Annotated in this window: 17 protein-coding genes; 12 read left to right on the top strand and 5 right to left on the bottom strand. The window is 60.1% G+C overall.

All coding sequences use genetic code 11. From position 1 onward, the window contains the following. Positions 1–17 precede the first annotated feature (17 nt). Both ACN0SY_RS11965 and ACN0SY_RS11960 read right to left on the bottom strand, forming a co-directional pair. Positions 18–845: an SDR family NAD(P)-dependent oxidoreductase gene (locus ACN0SY_RS11965; protein ID WP_417687365.1), complete on the bottom strand. Its 828-nt coding sequence runs from the start codon at positions 843–845 to the stop codon at positions 18–20. A gap of 65 nt (positions 846–910) precedes the next feature. Then, positions 911–2,149, bottom strand: coding sequence for a ubiquinone biosynthesis hydroxylase (locus ACN0SY_RS11960; protein ID WP_417687364.1), 1,239 nt, complete (start codon positions 2,147–2,149; stop codon positions 911–913). 145 nt (positions 2,150–2,294) lie between these two features. Between ACN0SY_RS11960 and tesB the strand changes: the two genes are divergently transcribed. Then, positions 2,295–3,167, top strand: a complete 873-nt coding sequence (gene tesB, locus ACN0SY_RS11955; RefSeq protein ID WP_417687363.1) for an acyl-CoA thioesterase II — start codon at positions 2,295–2,297, stop codon at positions 3,165–3,167. A 21-nt stretch (positions 3,168–3,188) separates the two neighbouring features. Here tesB and ACN0SY_RS11950 read toward each other — a convergent pair whose 3' ends face one another. The 3 genes from ACN0SY_RS11950 to ACN0SY_RS11940 all read right to left on the bottom strand — a co-directional run bounded on the left by ACN0SY_RS11950 (position 3,189) and on the right by ACN0SY_RS11940 (position 6,341). Then, on the bottom strand, positions 3,189–4,394 hold the full coding sequence (locus ACN0SY_RS11950) for a CobW family GTP-binding protein (protein ID WP_417687362.1): 1,206 nt from the start codon (positions 4,392–4,394) through the stop codon (positions 3,189–3,191). Between the two features lie 101 nt (positions 4,395–4,495). Then, positions 4,496–4,762, bottom strand: coding sequence for a hypothetical protein (locus ACN0SY_RS11945; protein ID WP_417687361.1), 267 nt, complete (start codon positions 4,760–4,762; stop codon positions 4,496–4,498). 181 nt (positions 4,763–4,943) lie between these two features. Continuing rightward, the gene (locus ACN0SY_RS11940) at positions 4,944–6,341 is read right to left on the bottom strand and encodes a D-alanyl-D-alanine carboxypeptidase family protein (RefSeq protein WP_417687360.1); all 1,398 of its coding nucleotides are present in this window, start codon (positions 6,339–6,341) and stop codon (positions 4,944–4,946) included. A 396-nt stretch (positions 6,342–6,737) separates the two neighbouring features. Here ACN0SY_RS11940 and ACN0SY_RS11935 point away from each other — a divergent pair, with 396 nt between their 5' ends. From ACN0SY_RS11935 to ureG, 11 genes are read left to right on the top strand one after another with little or no spacing between them, the layout of a single operon-like run. Continuing rightward, entirely contained in the window at positions 6,738–7,595 is an 858-nt protein-coding gene (locus ACN0SY_RS11935) for an urease accessory protein UreD (protein ID WP_417687359.1), read from the top strand. Positions 7,596–7,626: 31 nt separating this feature from the next. Beyond that, positions 7,627–7,929 carry an urease subunit gamma gene (locus ACN0SY_RS11930; protein ID WP_417687358.1) on the top strand — a complete coding sequence of 101 codons (303 nt, stop codon included), beginning with the start codon at positions 7,627–7,629 and terminating at the stop codon, positions 7,927–7,929. 19 nt (positions 7,930–7,948) lie between these two features. After that, positions 7,949–8,152: a hypothetical protein gene (locus ACN0SY_RS11925; protein WP_417687357.1), complete on the top strand. Its 204-nt coding sequence runs from the start codon at positions 7,949–7,951 to the stop codon at positions 8,150–8,152. After that, positions 8,149–8,454 (top strand): urease subunit beta, encoded by a 306-nt coding sequence (locus ACN0SY_RS11920; RefSeq protein WP_417687356.1) that lies wholly within the window; start codon positions 8,149–8,151, stop codon positions 8,452–8,454. Before ACN0SY_RS11925 ends, ACN0SY_RS11920 begins: the two co-directional genes overlap by 4 nt. A gap of 20 nt (positions 8,455–8,474) precedes the next feature. Next, positions 8,475–8,906: a lysozyme inhibitor LprI family protein gene (locus ACN0SY_RS11915; protein WP_417687355.1), complete on the top strand. Its 432-nt coding sequence runs from the start codon at positions 8,475–8,477 to the stop codon at positions 8,904–8,906. Between the two features lie 48 nt (positions 8,907–8,954). Next, positions 8,955–10,667: an urease subunit alpha gene (gene ureC / locus ACN0SY_RS11910; protein ID WP_417687354.1), complete on the top strand. Its 1,713-nt coding sequence runs from the start codon at positions 8,955–8,957 to the stop codon at positions 10,665–10,667. Between the two features lie 35 nt (positions 10,668–10,702). After that, positions 10,703–11,209 (top strand): hypothetical protein, encoded by a 507-nt coding sequence (locus ACN0SY_RS11905; protein ID WP_417687353.1) that lies wholly within the window; start codon positions 10,703–10,705, stop codon positions 11,207–11,209. Between the two features lie 14 nt (positions 11,210–11,223). After that, positions 11,224–11,829 (top strand): glutathione S-transferase family protein, encoded by a 606-nt coding sequence (locus ACN0SY_RS11900; RefSeq protein WP_417687352.1) that lies wholly within the window; start codon positions 11,224–11,226, stop codon positions 11,827–11,829. Then, entirely contained in the window at positions 11,826–12,329 is a 504-nt protein-coding gene (locus ACN0SY_RS11895; protein WP_417687351.1) for an urease accessory protein UreE, read from the top strand. Before ACN0SY_RS11900 ends, ACN0SY_RS11895 begins: the two co-directional genes overlap by 4 nt. Continuing rightward, positions 12,253–13,038, top strand: a complete 786-nt coding sequence (locus ACN0SY_RS11890) for an urease accessory protein UreF (protein WP_417687350.1) — start codon at positions 12,253–12,255, stop codon at positions 13,036–13,038. The genes ACN0SY_RS11895 and ACN0SY_RS11890 overlap by 77 nt, the downstream gene beginning before the upstream one ends. Further along, positions 13,035–13,664: an urease accessory protein UreG gene (gene ureG / locus ACN0SY_RS11885; protein WP_417687349.1), complete on the top strand. Its 630-nt coding sequence runs from the start codon at positions 13,035–13,037 to the stop codon at positions 13,662–13,664. The genes ACN0SY_RS11890 and ureG overlap by 4 nt, the downstream gene beginning before the upstream one ends. Positions 13,665–13,697: the final 33 nt, after the last annotated feature.

Here is a 13,697-nt window from a genome sequence, read left to right as displayed (position 1 = left end):
CCTGCCGGACCCCTGTCTCATTCCTCGGAATCCGCGGCCCTGATCAAAATTCGATCCAGTGTCCGGGTACCCAGGAACCGTTTTGCCACACCCAGCACTGACGTCGGGATCGTGACATAGTAGCGCGCCTTCGGTTTTTTCGCCTCAAGCGCGTGTATCAACGGCTTGACCACCGCTTCCGGCGGAAGCTTGAACGGTCCGGGTTCTCCATTTTCCATTCGCACCCGGCGTTTTTCATAGGTCCTACGATGGTTTGAGGTAATCAGACCTTCAGACCCGATCCAGCGATCAAAATTCAGCAGGGCATTGCTCGTGAAATTCGTGGCAATCGGGCCCGGCTCGATAAGCGAGACCTCGATGCCGCTTCCCTTGAGCTCCTGGCGCAGGGTATCCGAGTAGGCCTCAAGGGCAAATTTCGATGACGTATAGGCGCCGCGGTACTTCATCGCCACAAAGCCGAGGACAGAGGAACACTGCACGATCCTTCCGGATCCCTGCGCACGCATCACCGGCACCACCTGACGGGTCAGATCATGCCAGCCGAAGAAATTGGCCTGAAACAGCGCCTGCATGCCTTCGACCGGAATATCCTCGAGCGCACCCGGAATAGCGTAGGCGCCGTTGTTGAACAGGCCATCGAGCTTGCCATCCGTCTTCTCGAGAACCACATCAAGCGCGGACTTGATCGTATCCGGCTTTTCGTAGTCGAGCAAAAACGCCTCAAACCCCTGTTGCTTGAGCCTTTCCACGTCTTCCAACTTGCGCGCAGTGGGGAAAACACGCCAGTTCCGACCACGCATAAGGCGGGCGGCGGCGGCCCCAATGCCAGTAGAGCACCCCGTCATCAGGACTGTCCGGGGTTTTGTAAACATCAGGCTTTCATCAGACATGGGTGGTGCCGGCGGCTCCGTTAGATTGGTTCACCCGAGAGAAGCTTTGGTGAGGGACCCGCAAAACCGGCCGCTTCCTTGATGAATCTGGATTTCAGACCAGGCATGCGTTCAACGAGGCCAAGCCCGAAATCGCGTGCAGCACGCAGCACATCATTGTCGTTGGAGAACAGACGATTGAGGACATCAGTAACGACACCCATCTGGAACGCATCGAACCGGCGCCAACGCTGGTATCTCTCGAGAACGTCGAAGGCTCCGACGTCCTGACCAAGCCGCCGGGCCTCAACCAGCACTTCGGCGAGGGCGGCCACGTCCTTGAAACCCATGTTCAGGCCTTGTCCCGCAATCGGATGGATACCGTGGGCCGCATCGCCAGCGAGGGCAAAGCGCGGCTTGATGAAATCTCGCGCCAGCGTCAGTCCAAGCGGGTAGGCGTTGCGCGGGCCGTCCAGCTCCAGCTTGCCGAGATGAAGGCCAAACCGCCGCTCCAGCTCAAGCTCGAAGGTGAAATCGTCGCTCTCGACCAGACGCTTCGCGTCGGCAGTGCTTTCGGTCCACACCAGTGACGACCGATTGCCGGTCAGCGGCAGGATGGCGAACGGACCGGCAGGAAGGAAGTGCTCTTCAGCACGGCCGTCGTGAGGCCGCTCATGCTTGACCGTCGTCACGATGCCGGACTGGCCATAGTCCCAATGGTTGGTGCGGATGCCGGCAAGATCCCTGAGCTTGGAGCGCACGCCATCGGCCGCGACCAGGAGGCGCGCCTTGATCGTGCCGCCGCTTGCGAGCTCAATCGTCACGTTGTCTGCAGACGTGCGGAAAGTCGCCGCGCTGTCCGGTGCGGCGAACTCGACGCCGAGCGACTTTGATGCGTCATAAAGCGCAGGCAGCATCACACCGTTGGGAGTCATGTGAGCAAACGGTTCGCCGTCGGTCACCTCGCCGCCAAATGTCAGGAACACCGGGCGCACGACGTCCCGCAACTTGCTGTCGGTAACGATCATCTCATGGATCGGTTGCGCCTTGTCCTTGATACCTTGCCAGATGCCCAATTGATCGAGCATGCGGCTTGCGGCCGCTGCAATTGCCGAAGCGCGTGGATCCTTGTTGAGGATATGCATCGGCTTGGGGTCGATGACCACGACGCCCATGGCCGGATCAGCCTTCTTCAGCGCCAGCGCAAGACACAAGCCAACGTAGCCGCCGCCAGCGATGGCTACGTCATACATGGTGTCCTTTTCAGCCGCCTTGGCCATCTCGTTCTCCCGGGCTTTGTTCACACCCATTCCGTATGGGTAACTTGACTTAAACGTCAAGGCACGTCCAAGTCACCGTAAGGCCATTCCCGCATGGCACCATAAAGCTTGTCCTCAATAGTCCTATTTAGCAGGGATCGCGCCGATGAACACGGCCATTGACACACTTCTTGAAATTCTCGACCTGGAACCGCTGGAACACAACCTGTTCCGTGGTCGCAGCCCCCAGGTCGGCTGGCAGCGCGTCTTCGGCGGTCAGGTCATCGGCCAGGCACTTGTCGCGGCCTCCCGCACCGTAGTCGAGGACCGCAACGTTCATTCCCTGCATGGCTATTTCATGCGTCCGGGCGATCCCTCGGTCCCAATTATCTACGAAGTCGATCGCATCCGTGATGGCGGCAGCTTCACCACCCGCCGCGTGGTCGCAATCCAGCATGGCAAGGCGATTTTCTCCATGTCCGCCTCCTTCCAGGTTCAGGAAGAAGGCCTGGAACACCAGATCGACATGCCCAAGGTTCCCATGCCGGAAGAGCTTCCGAGCGAAAAGGAGCTGAAGGACAAGTTCCTGAAAGTCGCGCCGGCGCATATCAGGACCTATTGGGAGCGCGAACGCCCGATCGAATTGAGGCCGGTCGACCTGACCCACTATTTCTCCGACAAACCACTTCCGCCGACCCAATACGTATGGGTCCGTGCGAGTGGAGCCCTGCCGGACGACCAGAGAATCCATCAATGTGTCCTGGCCTACGCCTCGGACATGACGCTTCTGGACACCTCGCTGTTCCCGCATGGCAAATCGGTCTTCAGCCCGGACATTCAGGCCGCGAGCCTGGACCACGCAATGTGGTTCCACCGGCCGTTCCGCGCGGACGAATGGCTGCTCTATTCCGAGGACACCCCGACGGCCGCCGGATCGCGCGGCATGAACCGCGGAACGCTCTACACGCGCGACGGCAAGCTGATCGCTTCAACCGCGCAAGAGGGCCTCATCCGCAAGGTTGCAAAACCAGGCACCTGACCGCTTCGAACCCGGCTCGCCTCAATCCCTGAGCGGGCTGGTGAAGCCTGAGATCGCGAGAGGGTTTTCGGTCATCGCCTTGGAGTCCGGCGTGTCGGGCAAAAGCGCGCCGGAAAAGGATTCGAACAACCTTCGAACGAACCCCTCGGGCAGATCATAGGTGATGAAAACCATCCGCGTACGGCGATCGCTGTCCGGCCAGGCTTCCAGCGTCGCAGGCGGATGGAAGACGTGCTGAACGCCGTGGATCACCACCGGGCGTTCGGGGTCTTCGGCAATCTGGACAATTCCCTTAACCCGGAGCAACTTGGGACCGTGCGCCGAGCGCAACAGGTCGATGAACATCTCCAGAGCGGACGCCGGGATCGGTCGGTCGGTCGCCAGCGTGAAGGCGCGGATCTTGTCATCGTGACGATTCACATCGTGATGGTGATGGCCGTGATCATGGTGTCCGTGGGCCTCGGCTCCATGCCCATGTTCGTGGTGATGATGGCCATGACCGCCTTCATAAGCTTCCGCGTTCAACCACTTGGCAACATCGGGGATCTTGGTTGCCGGGTCATAAAGGCCGGCATCGAACAATTTCGCAGGCACGGCTTCACCGGTCGCACCGTCCAGCTGCCGCGCGCCCGGGTTCAGATCCGCGAGGCGATCCTTCAACCGTGAAAACGCCTCCTTCTGCTCATCCGACTCGACAAGATCGGTCTTGGTCAGCACCAGACGGTCTGCAACGGCAACCTGCCGGCGTGCCTCCCCGTGGGTATTGACTGTTTCAAGTCCGTTGATGGCGTCCACGAGGGTAACAACACTCTCAAGGCGATAGCGCATCACAAGATACGGGTGGAGCATGATCGTATGCAGGATCGGAGCAGGGTCGGCGAGACCGGTGGTTTCGATGACCACTCTCGCAAGACGATCCATCCGGCCGTTGTCGATGCGGCGGAGCAGGTCTTCCAGCGTGTTGACCAGATCGCCGCGGATCGTGCAGCACAGGCAGCCGGAGGAAAGCTCAAGAATGCCGTCACTCGCCTGATCGACCAGCAGGTGATCGAGGCCGATTTCACCAAACTCGTTGATGATGACAGCGGTATCGGCCATGGCCGGATCCTTCAGGATCCGGTTGAGCAGGGTTGTCTTCCCGGATCCGAGAAACCCGGTGATCACCGAAAGCGGTATCGGCGGCTTTGGGCCTCGCTGCGGTTTTTCGGAAGAGCTGGGATCGGTCATGCGGGCACCCTGGATCGTCGCCGGGTCATTCCGGCGGTATCGGCTCAACACCTATAGATCGGGCGGGTGGTTTTCAATGGCAGCCCAGCGCGAGATCGCGCTCAGGCAGATATTTCGTCGGGCGTGCTTTCGGCCTCGTCTGCCTTGTCAGTGGCAGCCATATCGGCATCAAGAATATCTTCCTCGGAGGCTTCCTTCGGAGGGAAGCGGTCGCTCGGATCGATGACGCTACGCACTGCTTCTGCCGCCGAGCGCAGGGTCGCGATGACCTCTTCAATCGAACGGCCTTCCTCGAGCTGCTTGGCAGACAGATCGGCCAGATCAGCGAGGGCAAGGATTGTCGCAGAGCTTTTCGGTTCGATCATCATTCCAAGACAACTCCTGCGGAAATCACGGCATTCAACCGACTGCAGTCCTAGCATCCGGTCACTGCACGAGAGCACACGGTCAGGGCGAGACTGTGGCGGTACGGGCAGCCGAAATGGTGTCCGCATTGTCAAGTTTTACAGTTAATAATTCTTTAAGAACCGGTCCGGTGCATACCTTGCATCAATTGGATGGACTGGGTTGCGGCACCGGGACAGAAAATCCGGCGCCCTTGCGGAACAACGAGCCAGGCGCCCGGTTATCATTGGCTGAAACCTTCCCCGCCGGTGCGCTTTCCGTGGCAGTTTCCGGGAGGGCTTCAGATGCGGAGACCAACCTCACCGGATTGGCAACCGGCAAAGGCACGCTTTCGTCGACGACCGGCGCGGCCATGACGTTGTCCGCAGCAGCAGGAGCGGTCGAGCCTGCCGGCACCCCGGTGGTCACGACAATCGGTGCATAGGCGACACGAACCGGGCCGATCGTACGATCCATGACCTTGCCCCAGTCGATCTTGCCATTTGGAAGCTTGACGGAACCGCCCGGGAGCTCCTTGTCGCCGGTTGACGTCCGCAGGCCGGGAATGATCACGCTGCCTGGTTCCCGCCCCGCACCGAACGACAAGAGATTGCTCCTGCTGTTCTTCATGTCGTAGCGGGCCATGATGCCCTCCGCACCGGGCTTCGCATTGCGCTTGCAATATCTATCGGCTGGCGGATTTCCACCCTTGCCGCGCATGGTCGCGACGTTCGCGGAGCCGGATCGCTTCTTGAACCCTTTGTCGAGAGCCTCACGGGTGAAGGCAATACGCTCAAGCCCCGACGCGGCGCCAAGAACAACCGCTATTATAGTGCGCCCTCGGCGCGTCGCCGATGCAGCAACGTTATAGCCTGAATTACAGATGAAACCGGTCTTCATGCCGTCGGCCCCCGGCACACGCAACAGGAACTCCCGATTTGCGGAGCGCAGGGTCTTCTTCCCGAATTTCAGTCCGGGATGCCGATAGTAATTGCGAGCTTCGGGAAAATCTTCGCGCAAGGCCATGGCCAGAATCGCCATGTCCCGGGCCGTCGATACCTGACGATTATCCGGCAGGCCATGCGGATTGACGAAAACCGTATCGCGCATGCCAAGTCGCTGGGCTTCGGCGTTCATCATCGCGATGAATGCAGCTTCGGACCCGGCGATCGCTTCACCCAAGGCGACCGCGACGTCATTTGCCGACTTGATCATGATGATCTTCAAGGCCGCATCGACCGTTAGTGTTGTTCCGACCTTGAACCCCATCTTGCTCGGCGGCTCTGACAAGGAGTTCGCCGACTGTGTCACGGTCGAGGTGAGCTTTGCCCGGCCCTCCTTGATCGCCTTGAAGGCGACATAGGCGGTCATCATCTTGGTCAGCGACGCAGGATACCACTGACGCGTGGCGTCCTTTTCATCCAGCACATCACCGGTCTTGGCATCCACGACGATGTAGCTGCCGATCTCGGCCACAGCAGGCGCAGTGACCAGACAACTCGCAGCGATGAGGACAAGCGCACTCATGCCGCGCGATAGGCTGCCAATTACATTTGCGAACACGGATACCCTCGCTTGGTCAGGCCCTGATCTGATGGTTCCAACTTGCCCCTTGGGCAATATCCATAGCCGAGAGACCGGCCACATGCAAAATTTTCCCCGCCTACGGGGAAGTTGCAAGGGCCTAATAAAAGCGCAACATGCATGTATTTTAGGCAAAACGACGTCCATCAGCAGGCCGAGGACTACGCACCGAATAAGCTGACTCTAAGATTGTCGCATCCCGATTGCTGACCGCCCCATGTGGCCTTTGCTTTGCATCAACGCCGGGCAAACAACAGCTTACGGCGATCTACGTCATCCGGCCACTTGCAATCCATCGGTCGGCAGTTTCAAGTTGGCGCCGAATGCACCGGATCACAGTGCCGGCAAACGACAATAGGGTGGGGCAGTCTCCAGATGTTCGACGCCGATGACGGCAAACATTCGAACAACGTAAGCGCGCCAATGCAGCGCGTGAAGGGTGCTGCGCGAGTCTCTTACCAGTTCGACGGCACCGCTACCCGGCTTGATGACCTCTACCAGAGTGGCTCCGCCAAGGTACGGCTGCCCAAGGTCTACGATGGCGTTCCTGCCGCGGTCCTGATCAACACGGCCGGCGGCATCACCGGCGGTGACCGGCTTTCTTACGAAGCCTCACTCGGTGAAGATGCCCATGCCCTCGTCACGACCCAGACGGCAGAGCGTGCCTACCGACGGACCTCAGGAGTGGGTAGTGTCGCGACAAGACTGACCGTTGCCGCAGGGGCCACGCTCGAGTGGCTGCCACAGGAAGCGATCCTGTTCAACGCTTCAGCCCTGCACCGCTCGCTTACCGCCGATCTCGCAGGCAATTCGCGTCTCCTCGCACTGGAATCCGTGGTGCTCGGTAGAAGTGCCATGGGCGAGAGGGTGGACACGCTTTCCTATCGCGACCGCTGGCGGATTCGCCGGGACGGCAAGCTGGTCTTTGCCGACGACGTTCGCCTGGAAGGCGACCCGACCGAAAGTCTCAAGGGCATCGCCACAACGGCCGGAAAGATTGCTTTTGCGACCTTCTTCGACTGCGCGGTTGATGCCGAGGACCGGATCGACCTTGCCCGGTCCGCTCTGGGGACTTGCGCCGGGCAAGCATCGGTTCATGCAGCCGCAAGTGCCTGGAACGGTCTTTTGATTGCCCGCTTCGTGGCCAACGACGGTCAGGCCCTGCGGTCTCGTCTCATGTCATTCCTGAAAACCTATCGTTCGGCTGAGTTGCCCCGCGTATGGCACTGCTGACACATTATTCGTCTTGGAAGGGGAGGTCGTTTTGAATCTCACACCGCGTGAAAAGGACAAGCTTCTGATTGCCACGGCCGCCATGGTCGCGCGCCGCCGGCTCGAGCGGGGCGTGAAGCTCAATTACCCGGAAGCGATTGCGCTGATTACCGATTTCGTCGTTGAAGGCGCCCGCGACGGACGCACGGTCGCCGATCTCATGCAGGCAGGAGCCAAGGTGATCACGCGGGACCAGGTGATGGAAGGTATCGCCGAGATGATCCACGACGTGCAGGTAGAAGCCACTTTTCCAGATGGCACGAAACTCGTCACCGTTCACGAGCCGATCCGCTGATTTTTCAAGGGAGCATTTCATGAAAACGATTCTTTCCGGCCTTGTCGCACTCACCGCTTGCGCCGGTTCCGCACTGGCACATCCGAGCCTGCAGGAACACGCCCACCCCCACACGGATGCCGCCAGCTATTTCACCATCGAGACGCTGGTCATCTTCGCCCTCGGGCTGTCCATCGGCGGCACCATTGCATGGGTGAAACGGCGCAAGGAGGGCGGAGAATGATCCCTGGAGAAATCTTCCCCGCAGACGGAGAAATCGAGCTGAATGCCGGACTTGAGACCGTCACCATGGATGTGTCCAACACTGGGGATCGCCCGATTCAGGTGGGAAGCCACTACCATTTTGCCGAGACAAACCCGGGTCTTTCCTTCGACCGCGAAACTGCCCGCGGAATGCGCCTCGACATTCCGGCGGGCACCGCGGTGCGGTTCGAACCCGGTCAGACGCGGTCCGTGACGCTTGTGCCCTATAGAGGCGACCGCACTGTCTACGGTTTCAACCAGAAGGTCATGGGCGCGCTCTGACGCGTCAGGGAGTGTGGACCATGGCAGTCATCCGGCAACTGGCATTGGCAATAGGAGTCTCTCTCCTGCTTGCAGGTTCCGGCAATGCACTCGATCAGAGCGCTGCCGATGCAATCGACTGCGGATATCCGCTGAACCAGATGGAAATGACCTATTGCGCCGAACAATCCTGGCAGGCGGCCGATACCGAGCTGAATGCCGCCTACAAGGCCGCGATGACCAGGATGCGCGAGATGGACGAGTATCTGGATGGCCGTCTGAAAGGTGCTGCGGACTCTCTGCGCGATGCCCAGCGCGCCTGGATCCCTTACAGGGACAAGGCTTGTGAGGCCTACGGTTTCCAAGCCCGCGGCGGAACCATGGAACCCATGCTGATCTACGGCTGCCTCGCGACTCTGACCAAAAAGCGCACGGACGAATTGAACGAACTCGCCGAAGGCCTCGGCAACTGAATTTGCGCGGACGAGCCTCGCGCTCTTGATGCGACCAGGAGAAATTGGATGCCTTACAAGATGCCCCGCGCCGCCTATGCGGACATGTTCGGACCGACAACCGGAGACAGATTGCGTCTCGCCGACACCGATCTGATCATCGAGGTCGAAAAGGACTTCACCACCTACGGTGAGGAAGTGAAATTCGGCGGCGGCAAGGTGATCCGTGACGGCATGGGCCAGTCCCAGCACCCACGCTCCGCCGGTGCCGTAGATACGGTCATCACCAATGTCCTGATCGTTGACCACTGGGGCATCGTCAAGGCCGATGTCGGTCTGAAGGATGGGCGCATCGTCGGTATCGGCAAGGCCGGGAACCCGGACGTTCAGCCCGGCGTCGACATCATCGTCGGTCCGGGTACAGAGGCTATCGCAGGGGAGGGCAAGATCCTCACCGCCGGCGCGCTTGACGTCCATATCCACTTCATCTGCCCGCAGCAGATCGATGACGCTCTGACCTCCGGCGTCACCACCATGCTTGGCGGCGGCACCGGCCCTGCCACCGGAACCAACGCCACCACCTGCACACCCGGTCCCTGGCACATCACCCGGATGCTTCAGTCGGCGGACAGCTTCCCGATGAACCTGGCCTTTGCAGGCAAGGGCAACGCGTCGCTGCCGGCTGCGCTGGAAGAGCAGATCCTTGCAGGCGCCTGTGCGCTGAAACTGCATGAGGACTGGGGAACGACCCCTGCGGCCATCGACACATGTCTTTCGGTTGCCGACGAATACGATATTCAGGTCATGATCCACACGGACACCCTGAATGAATCCGGTTTCGTTGAAAACACCACAGCGGCCTTCAAGAACCGTACGATCCATGCCTTCCATACCGAAGGTGCCGGTGGCGGACATGCGCCCGATATCATCAAGGTCTGCGGCGAGACCAACGTCATCCCGTCATCGACCAATCCGACCCGGCCCTACACGGTCAACACTCTGGAAGAGCATCTCGACATGCTCATGGTCTGTCATCACCTGGACAGCTCCATTCCCGAGGACGTTGCCTTCGCCGAGAGCCGGATCCGCAAGGAGACCATCGCGGCGGAAGACATTCTCCACGACATGGGCGCCTTCTCGATCATCGCTTCCGACAGCCAGGCCATGGGCCGCGTCGGTGAAGTGATCATCCGCACCATGCAGACCGCCCACAAGATGAAGGTCCAACGTGGCCGCCTGTCTGAGGAAGCCGGCGAAAACGACAACTTCCGCGTCAAGCGCTACATGTCCAAGATCACTATCAACCCGGCGATCGCTCACGGTCTCGACGAGCACATCGGCTCAGTCGAAATCGGGAAGCTGGCCGATCTGGTGCTGTGGGACCCGAAGTTCTTCGGTGTAAAGCCGGATATGGTGCTGAAGCTCGGGACCATTGCCGCGGCACCCATGGGCGATCCGAATGCGTCGATCCCGACGCCTCAGCCGGTTCACTATCGCCCGATGTTTGGCGCCTTCGGCAAGGCCATGACACAGAGCCGCGTCACCTTCGTGTCCAAGGCCGCCTATGATAACGGCGTCAAGGACAAGGCCGGACTCGACAGCCTCGTTCTGCCAGTGAAAAACACACGTGGCGGTATCTCCAAGAAGTCGATGGTGCTGAACGATGCGACCCCCGCGATCGAGGTTCATCCCGAGACCTACGAAGTGCGCGCGAATGGAGAGTTGCTAACCTGCGAACCAGCGGAAGTGCTACCGATGGCCCAGCGCTATTTCCTGTTCTAGGATTGAGCGACGGGCACCTGATCGGCAAACGGAAAATGGCACAGGCGGAATTCACCATCGAACTGGGTAGCGACCCTTCCGGAGGGTGCCCGTGCTGTGATCCGGCAGCCTGCTTTCCCCAAGGCTACGTATCTCGCAACGGCATTCCCCATGCGATCTACTTTGCTGATTGGCAGTTCGGAGCAGAAGGTTTCGTGGAATTGCTCGTCTCCACCGGGGAATGGGGACGGGATAGCGGGCCGGAAGATCGGCAAGCGGCCGCCTTCAGGGGTCGTTTAACAGGCCCAAAGGCGATCTGGACGCCGATTGAAGCCACGGACAGCCTCTGGTGCGACGTCGCGATGATCGGCCACCTTTTAAGCCTCCGGGATACCAAACAGGACGCAGATACGCGGGCTCTCGTCGAATTTATCGAGAGCGCGGACCACCGTATCATCCCCGCCTTGAAAAGCGTGAGCGAAAAATCAACACAAAGCCTGAGACCCCATCGCAGTGCCGGTGGAATCTTTCAGGCACAAGCCCTCACAAAGAGCGGCGAATAGGGAGAGGATTTCAGATGTACAAGGTGATCGGCCATCCTCAGTCGCGAGTCATGCGCGTGATGTGGACATTGGAAGAGCTTGGTGAGCCCTATGAGCTGATTCCGCATAATCCGCGCTCCGAGGAGGTGCGGGCCCTTAACCCGTCCGGCAAGATTCCCGTCCTGATCGACGGAGATGCCGTTCTGACCGACTCCGTTGCCATCTGCACCTATCTCGCCGACAAGCACGGCAAGCTGACCTTTCCGGCCGGAACCATCGGCCGGGCCCGGCAGGATAGCTTCACCCAGTTTGCTGTCGATGAACTGGAAGGCGCACTCTGGACCGCTGCAAAGAACAGCTTCATTCATCCGGAGGACATCCGTGTCACGGCGATCAAGCCGGTTTGCAAGAGGGAGTTTGACACCGCTCTGAAGACCCTTGAGAAGCGCCTGGGAGACGGCCCCTTCGTCATGGGCGACACCTTCACAATTGCCGACATCATCATCGGACATTGCTCCGGCTGGGCGATGGTTGCCAAGTTCGATCAACCGAGCGAAGGTCCGGTTGCCGACTATTTCAACCGCCTGCGCGCGCGGCCTTCATTCGGAGCCATGATGGCAAGACTGAAAGAGACCGCATGATCCGCGTCGCTGAAATCCTGAGCGCAGGCAGTTGGGAAGATACACCTGCCGACACCATTACCCTTGACCGCGAGGAGCGGCACCGCCGCAGGGCTGCGATGACCGCTGAACACGGGTTGGCGTTCCTGCTCGACCTGCCCAGCGCCATCCATCTTCATCACGGTGATGGTCTGAAACTGGATGACGGCCGCATCGTCGAGGTACTTGCCACCGCCGAAGACCTCGTCGAGATCGCCGCCACAGATATGCAGCACCTGGTCAAGATTGCCTGGCACCTCGGCAACAGGCACCTTCCGACCCAGTTGATGGGATCGACACTGCGAATCCGGCGTGACCACGTGATCGAGGACCTGGTGACGCGCCTCGGCGGTCAGCTGACGCCACTGAAGGCACCGTTTGATCCGGAAGGCGGCGCCTACGGCCATGGCCAGACCCATGGTCATGATCATTCCCACGATCACGGTCATCACCACCACCACGGACATTCCCATGACCATTGAACCGGTCAACCAGGGTGCGCTGTACCGGCTGCTTTCGTTCCTGTCGCCAGCCTTTCCCGTAGGTGCCTTCACCTATAGCCACGGCCTTGAGCAGATCATCGAGGACGACGGCGTTACGGATACAGCCAGCCTTCAGGAATGGCTTACCGATATTCTCACCAAAGGAGCAGGGCGAAGCGATGCGATCCTTCTGAAGGAAACCACGACAGCCGCCTACAGCGGCGACGAGCACACGGTCCTCGAACTCATCGAACTCGGCCTTGCGCTCCAACCCTCCCGGGAGCGGCATCTGGAATCCAGCGCCCAGGGCACGGCGTTCCTCAAGACGGTGTTCAATGCGTGGCAACCGACTGGCGATACGCCCGCAACCAAGCTCCTGATCCGTCTGGCTGGCCGGGAGGCCTTGGACAGCTGGCCTTATCCTGTCGCGATAGGCCTCACCGTCGCTGCGTGGGAGATTGAACTGAAGGCAGCCATGACCGGCTTCCTGCATGCCTTTGCTGCCAACCTGATCTCTGCGGCAATCCGAGCCGTACCTCTCGGCCAGACCGACGGCCAGCGCGTGCTGGCTTCGCTCGAGCCAGTCATTTTCGCCGTGACCGAGGAAGCTCTCTCAGCCGGACTGGACGACCTGGGCACCTGTACCTTCCTGACTGACATTGCGTCCATGGCGCATGAAACGAAATACTCGAGGCTTTTCCGCTCATGAGTGCATCAAACGCTTCCCCGAATGGACCTCTCCGCGTCGGCATTGGCGGCCCGGTCGGCGCCGGTAAGACGACGCTGACGGACAAGCTTTGCAAGGCCATGCGAGACCGCTATTCGCTCGCCGTCATCACCAACGACATTTACACAAGCGAAGACGCCGAAGCGCTGATGCGCTCACAGGCACTGCCGAGCGAACGCATTCGCGGTGTCGAAACGGGGGGGTGCCCGCACACCGCCATTCGCGAAGATGCTTCGATCAATCTGGCCGCCGTGGCGGACCTGACCAAGGCATTTCCGGATCTGGACCTCATCCTGATCGAAAGCGGTGGCGACAACCTGGCCGCAACCTTTTCACCCGAGCTTGCCGATCTGACCATCTATGTCATCGATGTGGCCGCAGGTGAGGAAATACCTCGAAAGGGCGGTCCCGGCATCACGCGCTCGGATATCCTGGTGATCAACAAGGTCGACCTTGCGCCCTATGTCGGCGCCGATCTCGGCGTCATGGAGCGAGACGCCACGCGCATGCGCAAGGGAAAGCCCTTCGTTTTTGCGAACAACCGAAAGGGCGAGGGTATCGACGCGATCGTCGACTTCATCATCAAGCGCGGAGGTCTTGGAGAGTAACGGCCAGTCACGCGCCGCTCACGCAAACCGGCG

Origin of the sequence: Roseibium sp. (assembly GCF_048261595.1) — a bacterium.
GTDB lineage: Bacteria > Pseudomonadota > Alphaproteobacteria > Rhizobiales > Stappiaceae > Roseibium.
Note: the sequence above shows the minus strand (reverse complement) of the source record. Positions and strands in the feature narration are given on the sequence as shown.

Bases quoted from the DNA above. Each gene is read 5' to 3' on its own strand.
- ACN0SY_RS11920 (WP_417687356.1), top strand. From the start codon at position 8,149: ATGATCCCTGGAGAAATCTTCCCCGCAGACGGAGAAATCGAGCTGAAT.
- ACN0SY_RS11935 (WP_417687359.1), top strand. From the start codon at position 6,738: ATGTTCGACGCCGATGACGGCAAACATTCGAACAACGTAAGCGCGCCA.
- ACN0SY_RS11915 (WP_417687355.1), top strand. From the start codon at position 8,475: ATGGCAGTCATCCGGCAACTGGCATTGGCAATAGGAGTCTCTCTCCTG.
- ACN0SY_RS11900 (WP_417687352.1), top strand. From the start codon at position 11,224: ATGTACAAGGTGATCGGCCATCCTCAGTCGCGAGTCATGCGCGTGATG.
- ACN0SY_RS11945 (WP_417687361.1), bottom strand. From the start codon at position 4,762: ATGATGATCGAACCGAAAAGCTCTGCGACAATCCTTGCCCTCGCTGAT.
- ACN0SY_RS11950 (WP_417687362.1), bottom strand. From the start codon at position 4,394: ATGACCGATCCCAGCTCTTCCGAAAAACCGCAGCGAGGCCCAAAGCCG.
- ACN0SY_RS11890 (WP_417687350.1), top strand. From the start codon at position 12,253: ATGGCCAGACCCATGGTCATGATCATTCCCACGATCACGGTCATCACC.
- ACN0SY_RS11925 (WP_417687357.1), top strand. From the start codon at position 7,949: ATGAAAACGATTCTTTCCGGCCTTGTCGCACTCACCGCTTGCGCCGGT.
- ureC (WP_417687354.1), top strand. From the start codon at position 8,955: ATGCCTTACAAGATGCCCCGCGCCGCCTATGCGGACATGTTCGGACCG.
- ACN0SY_RS11895 (WP_417687351.1), top strand. From the start codon at position 11,826: ATGATCCGCGTCGCTGAAATCCTGAGCGCAGGCAGTTGGGAAGATACA.
- ACN0SY_RS11960 (WP_417687364.1), bottom strand. From the start codon at position 2,149: ATGGCCAAGGCGGCTGAAAAGGACACCATGTATGACGTAGCCATCGCT.
- tesB (WP_417687363.1), top strand. From the start codon at position 2,295: ATGAACACGGCCATTGACACACTTCTTGAAATTCTCGACCTGGAACCG.
- ACN0SY_RS11965 (WP_417687365.1), bottom strand. From the start codon at position 845: ATGACGGGGTGCTCTACTGGCATTGGGGCCGCCGCCGCCCGCCTTATG.
- ureG (WP_417687349.1), top strand. From the start codon at position 13,035: ATGAGTGCATCAAACGCTTCCCCGAATGGACCTCTCCGCGTCGGCATT.
- ACN0SY_RS11905 (WP_417687353.1), top strand. From the start codon at position 10,703: ATGGCACAGGCGGAATTCACCATCGAACTGGGTAGCGACCCTTCCGGA.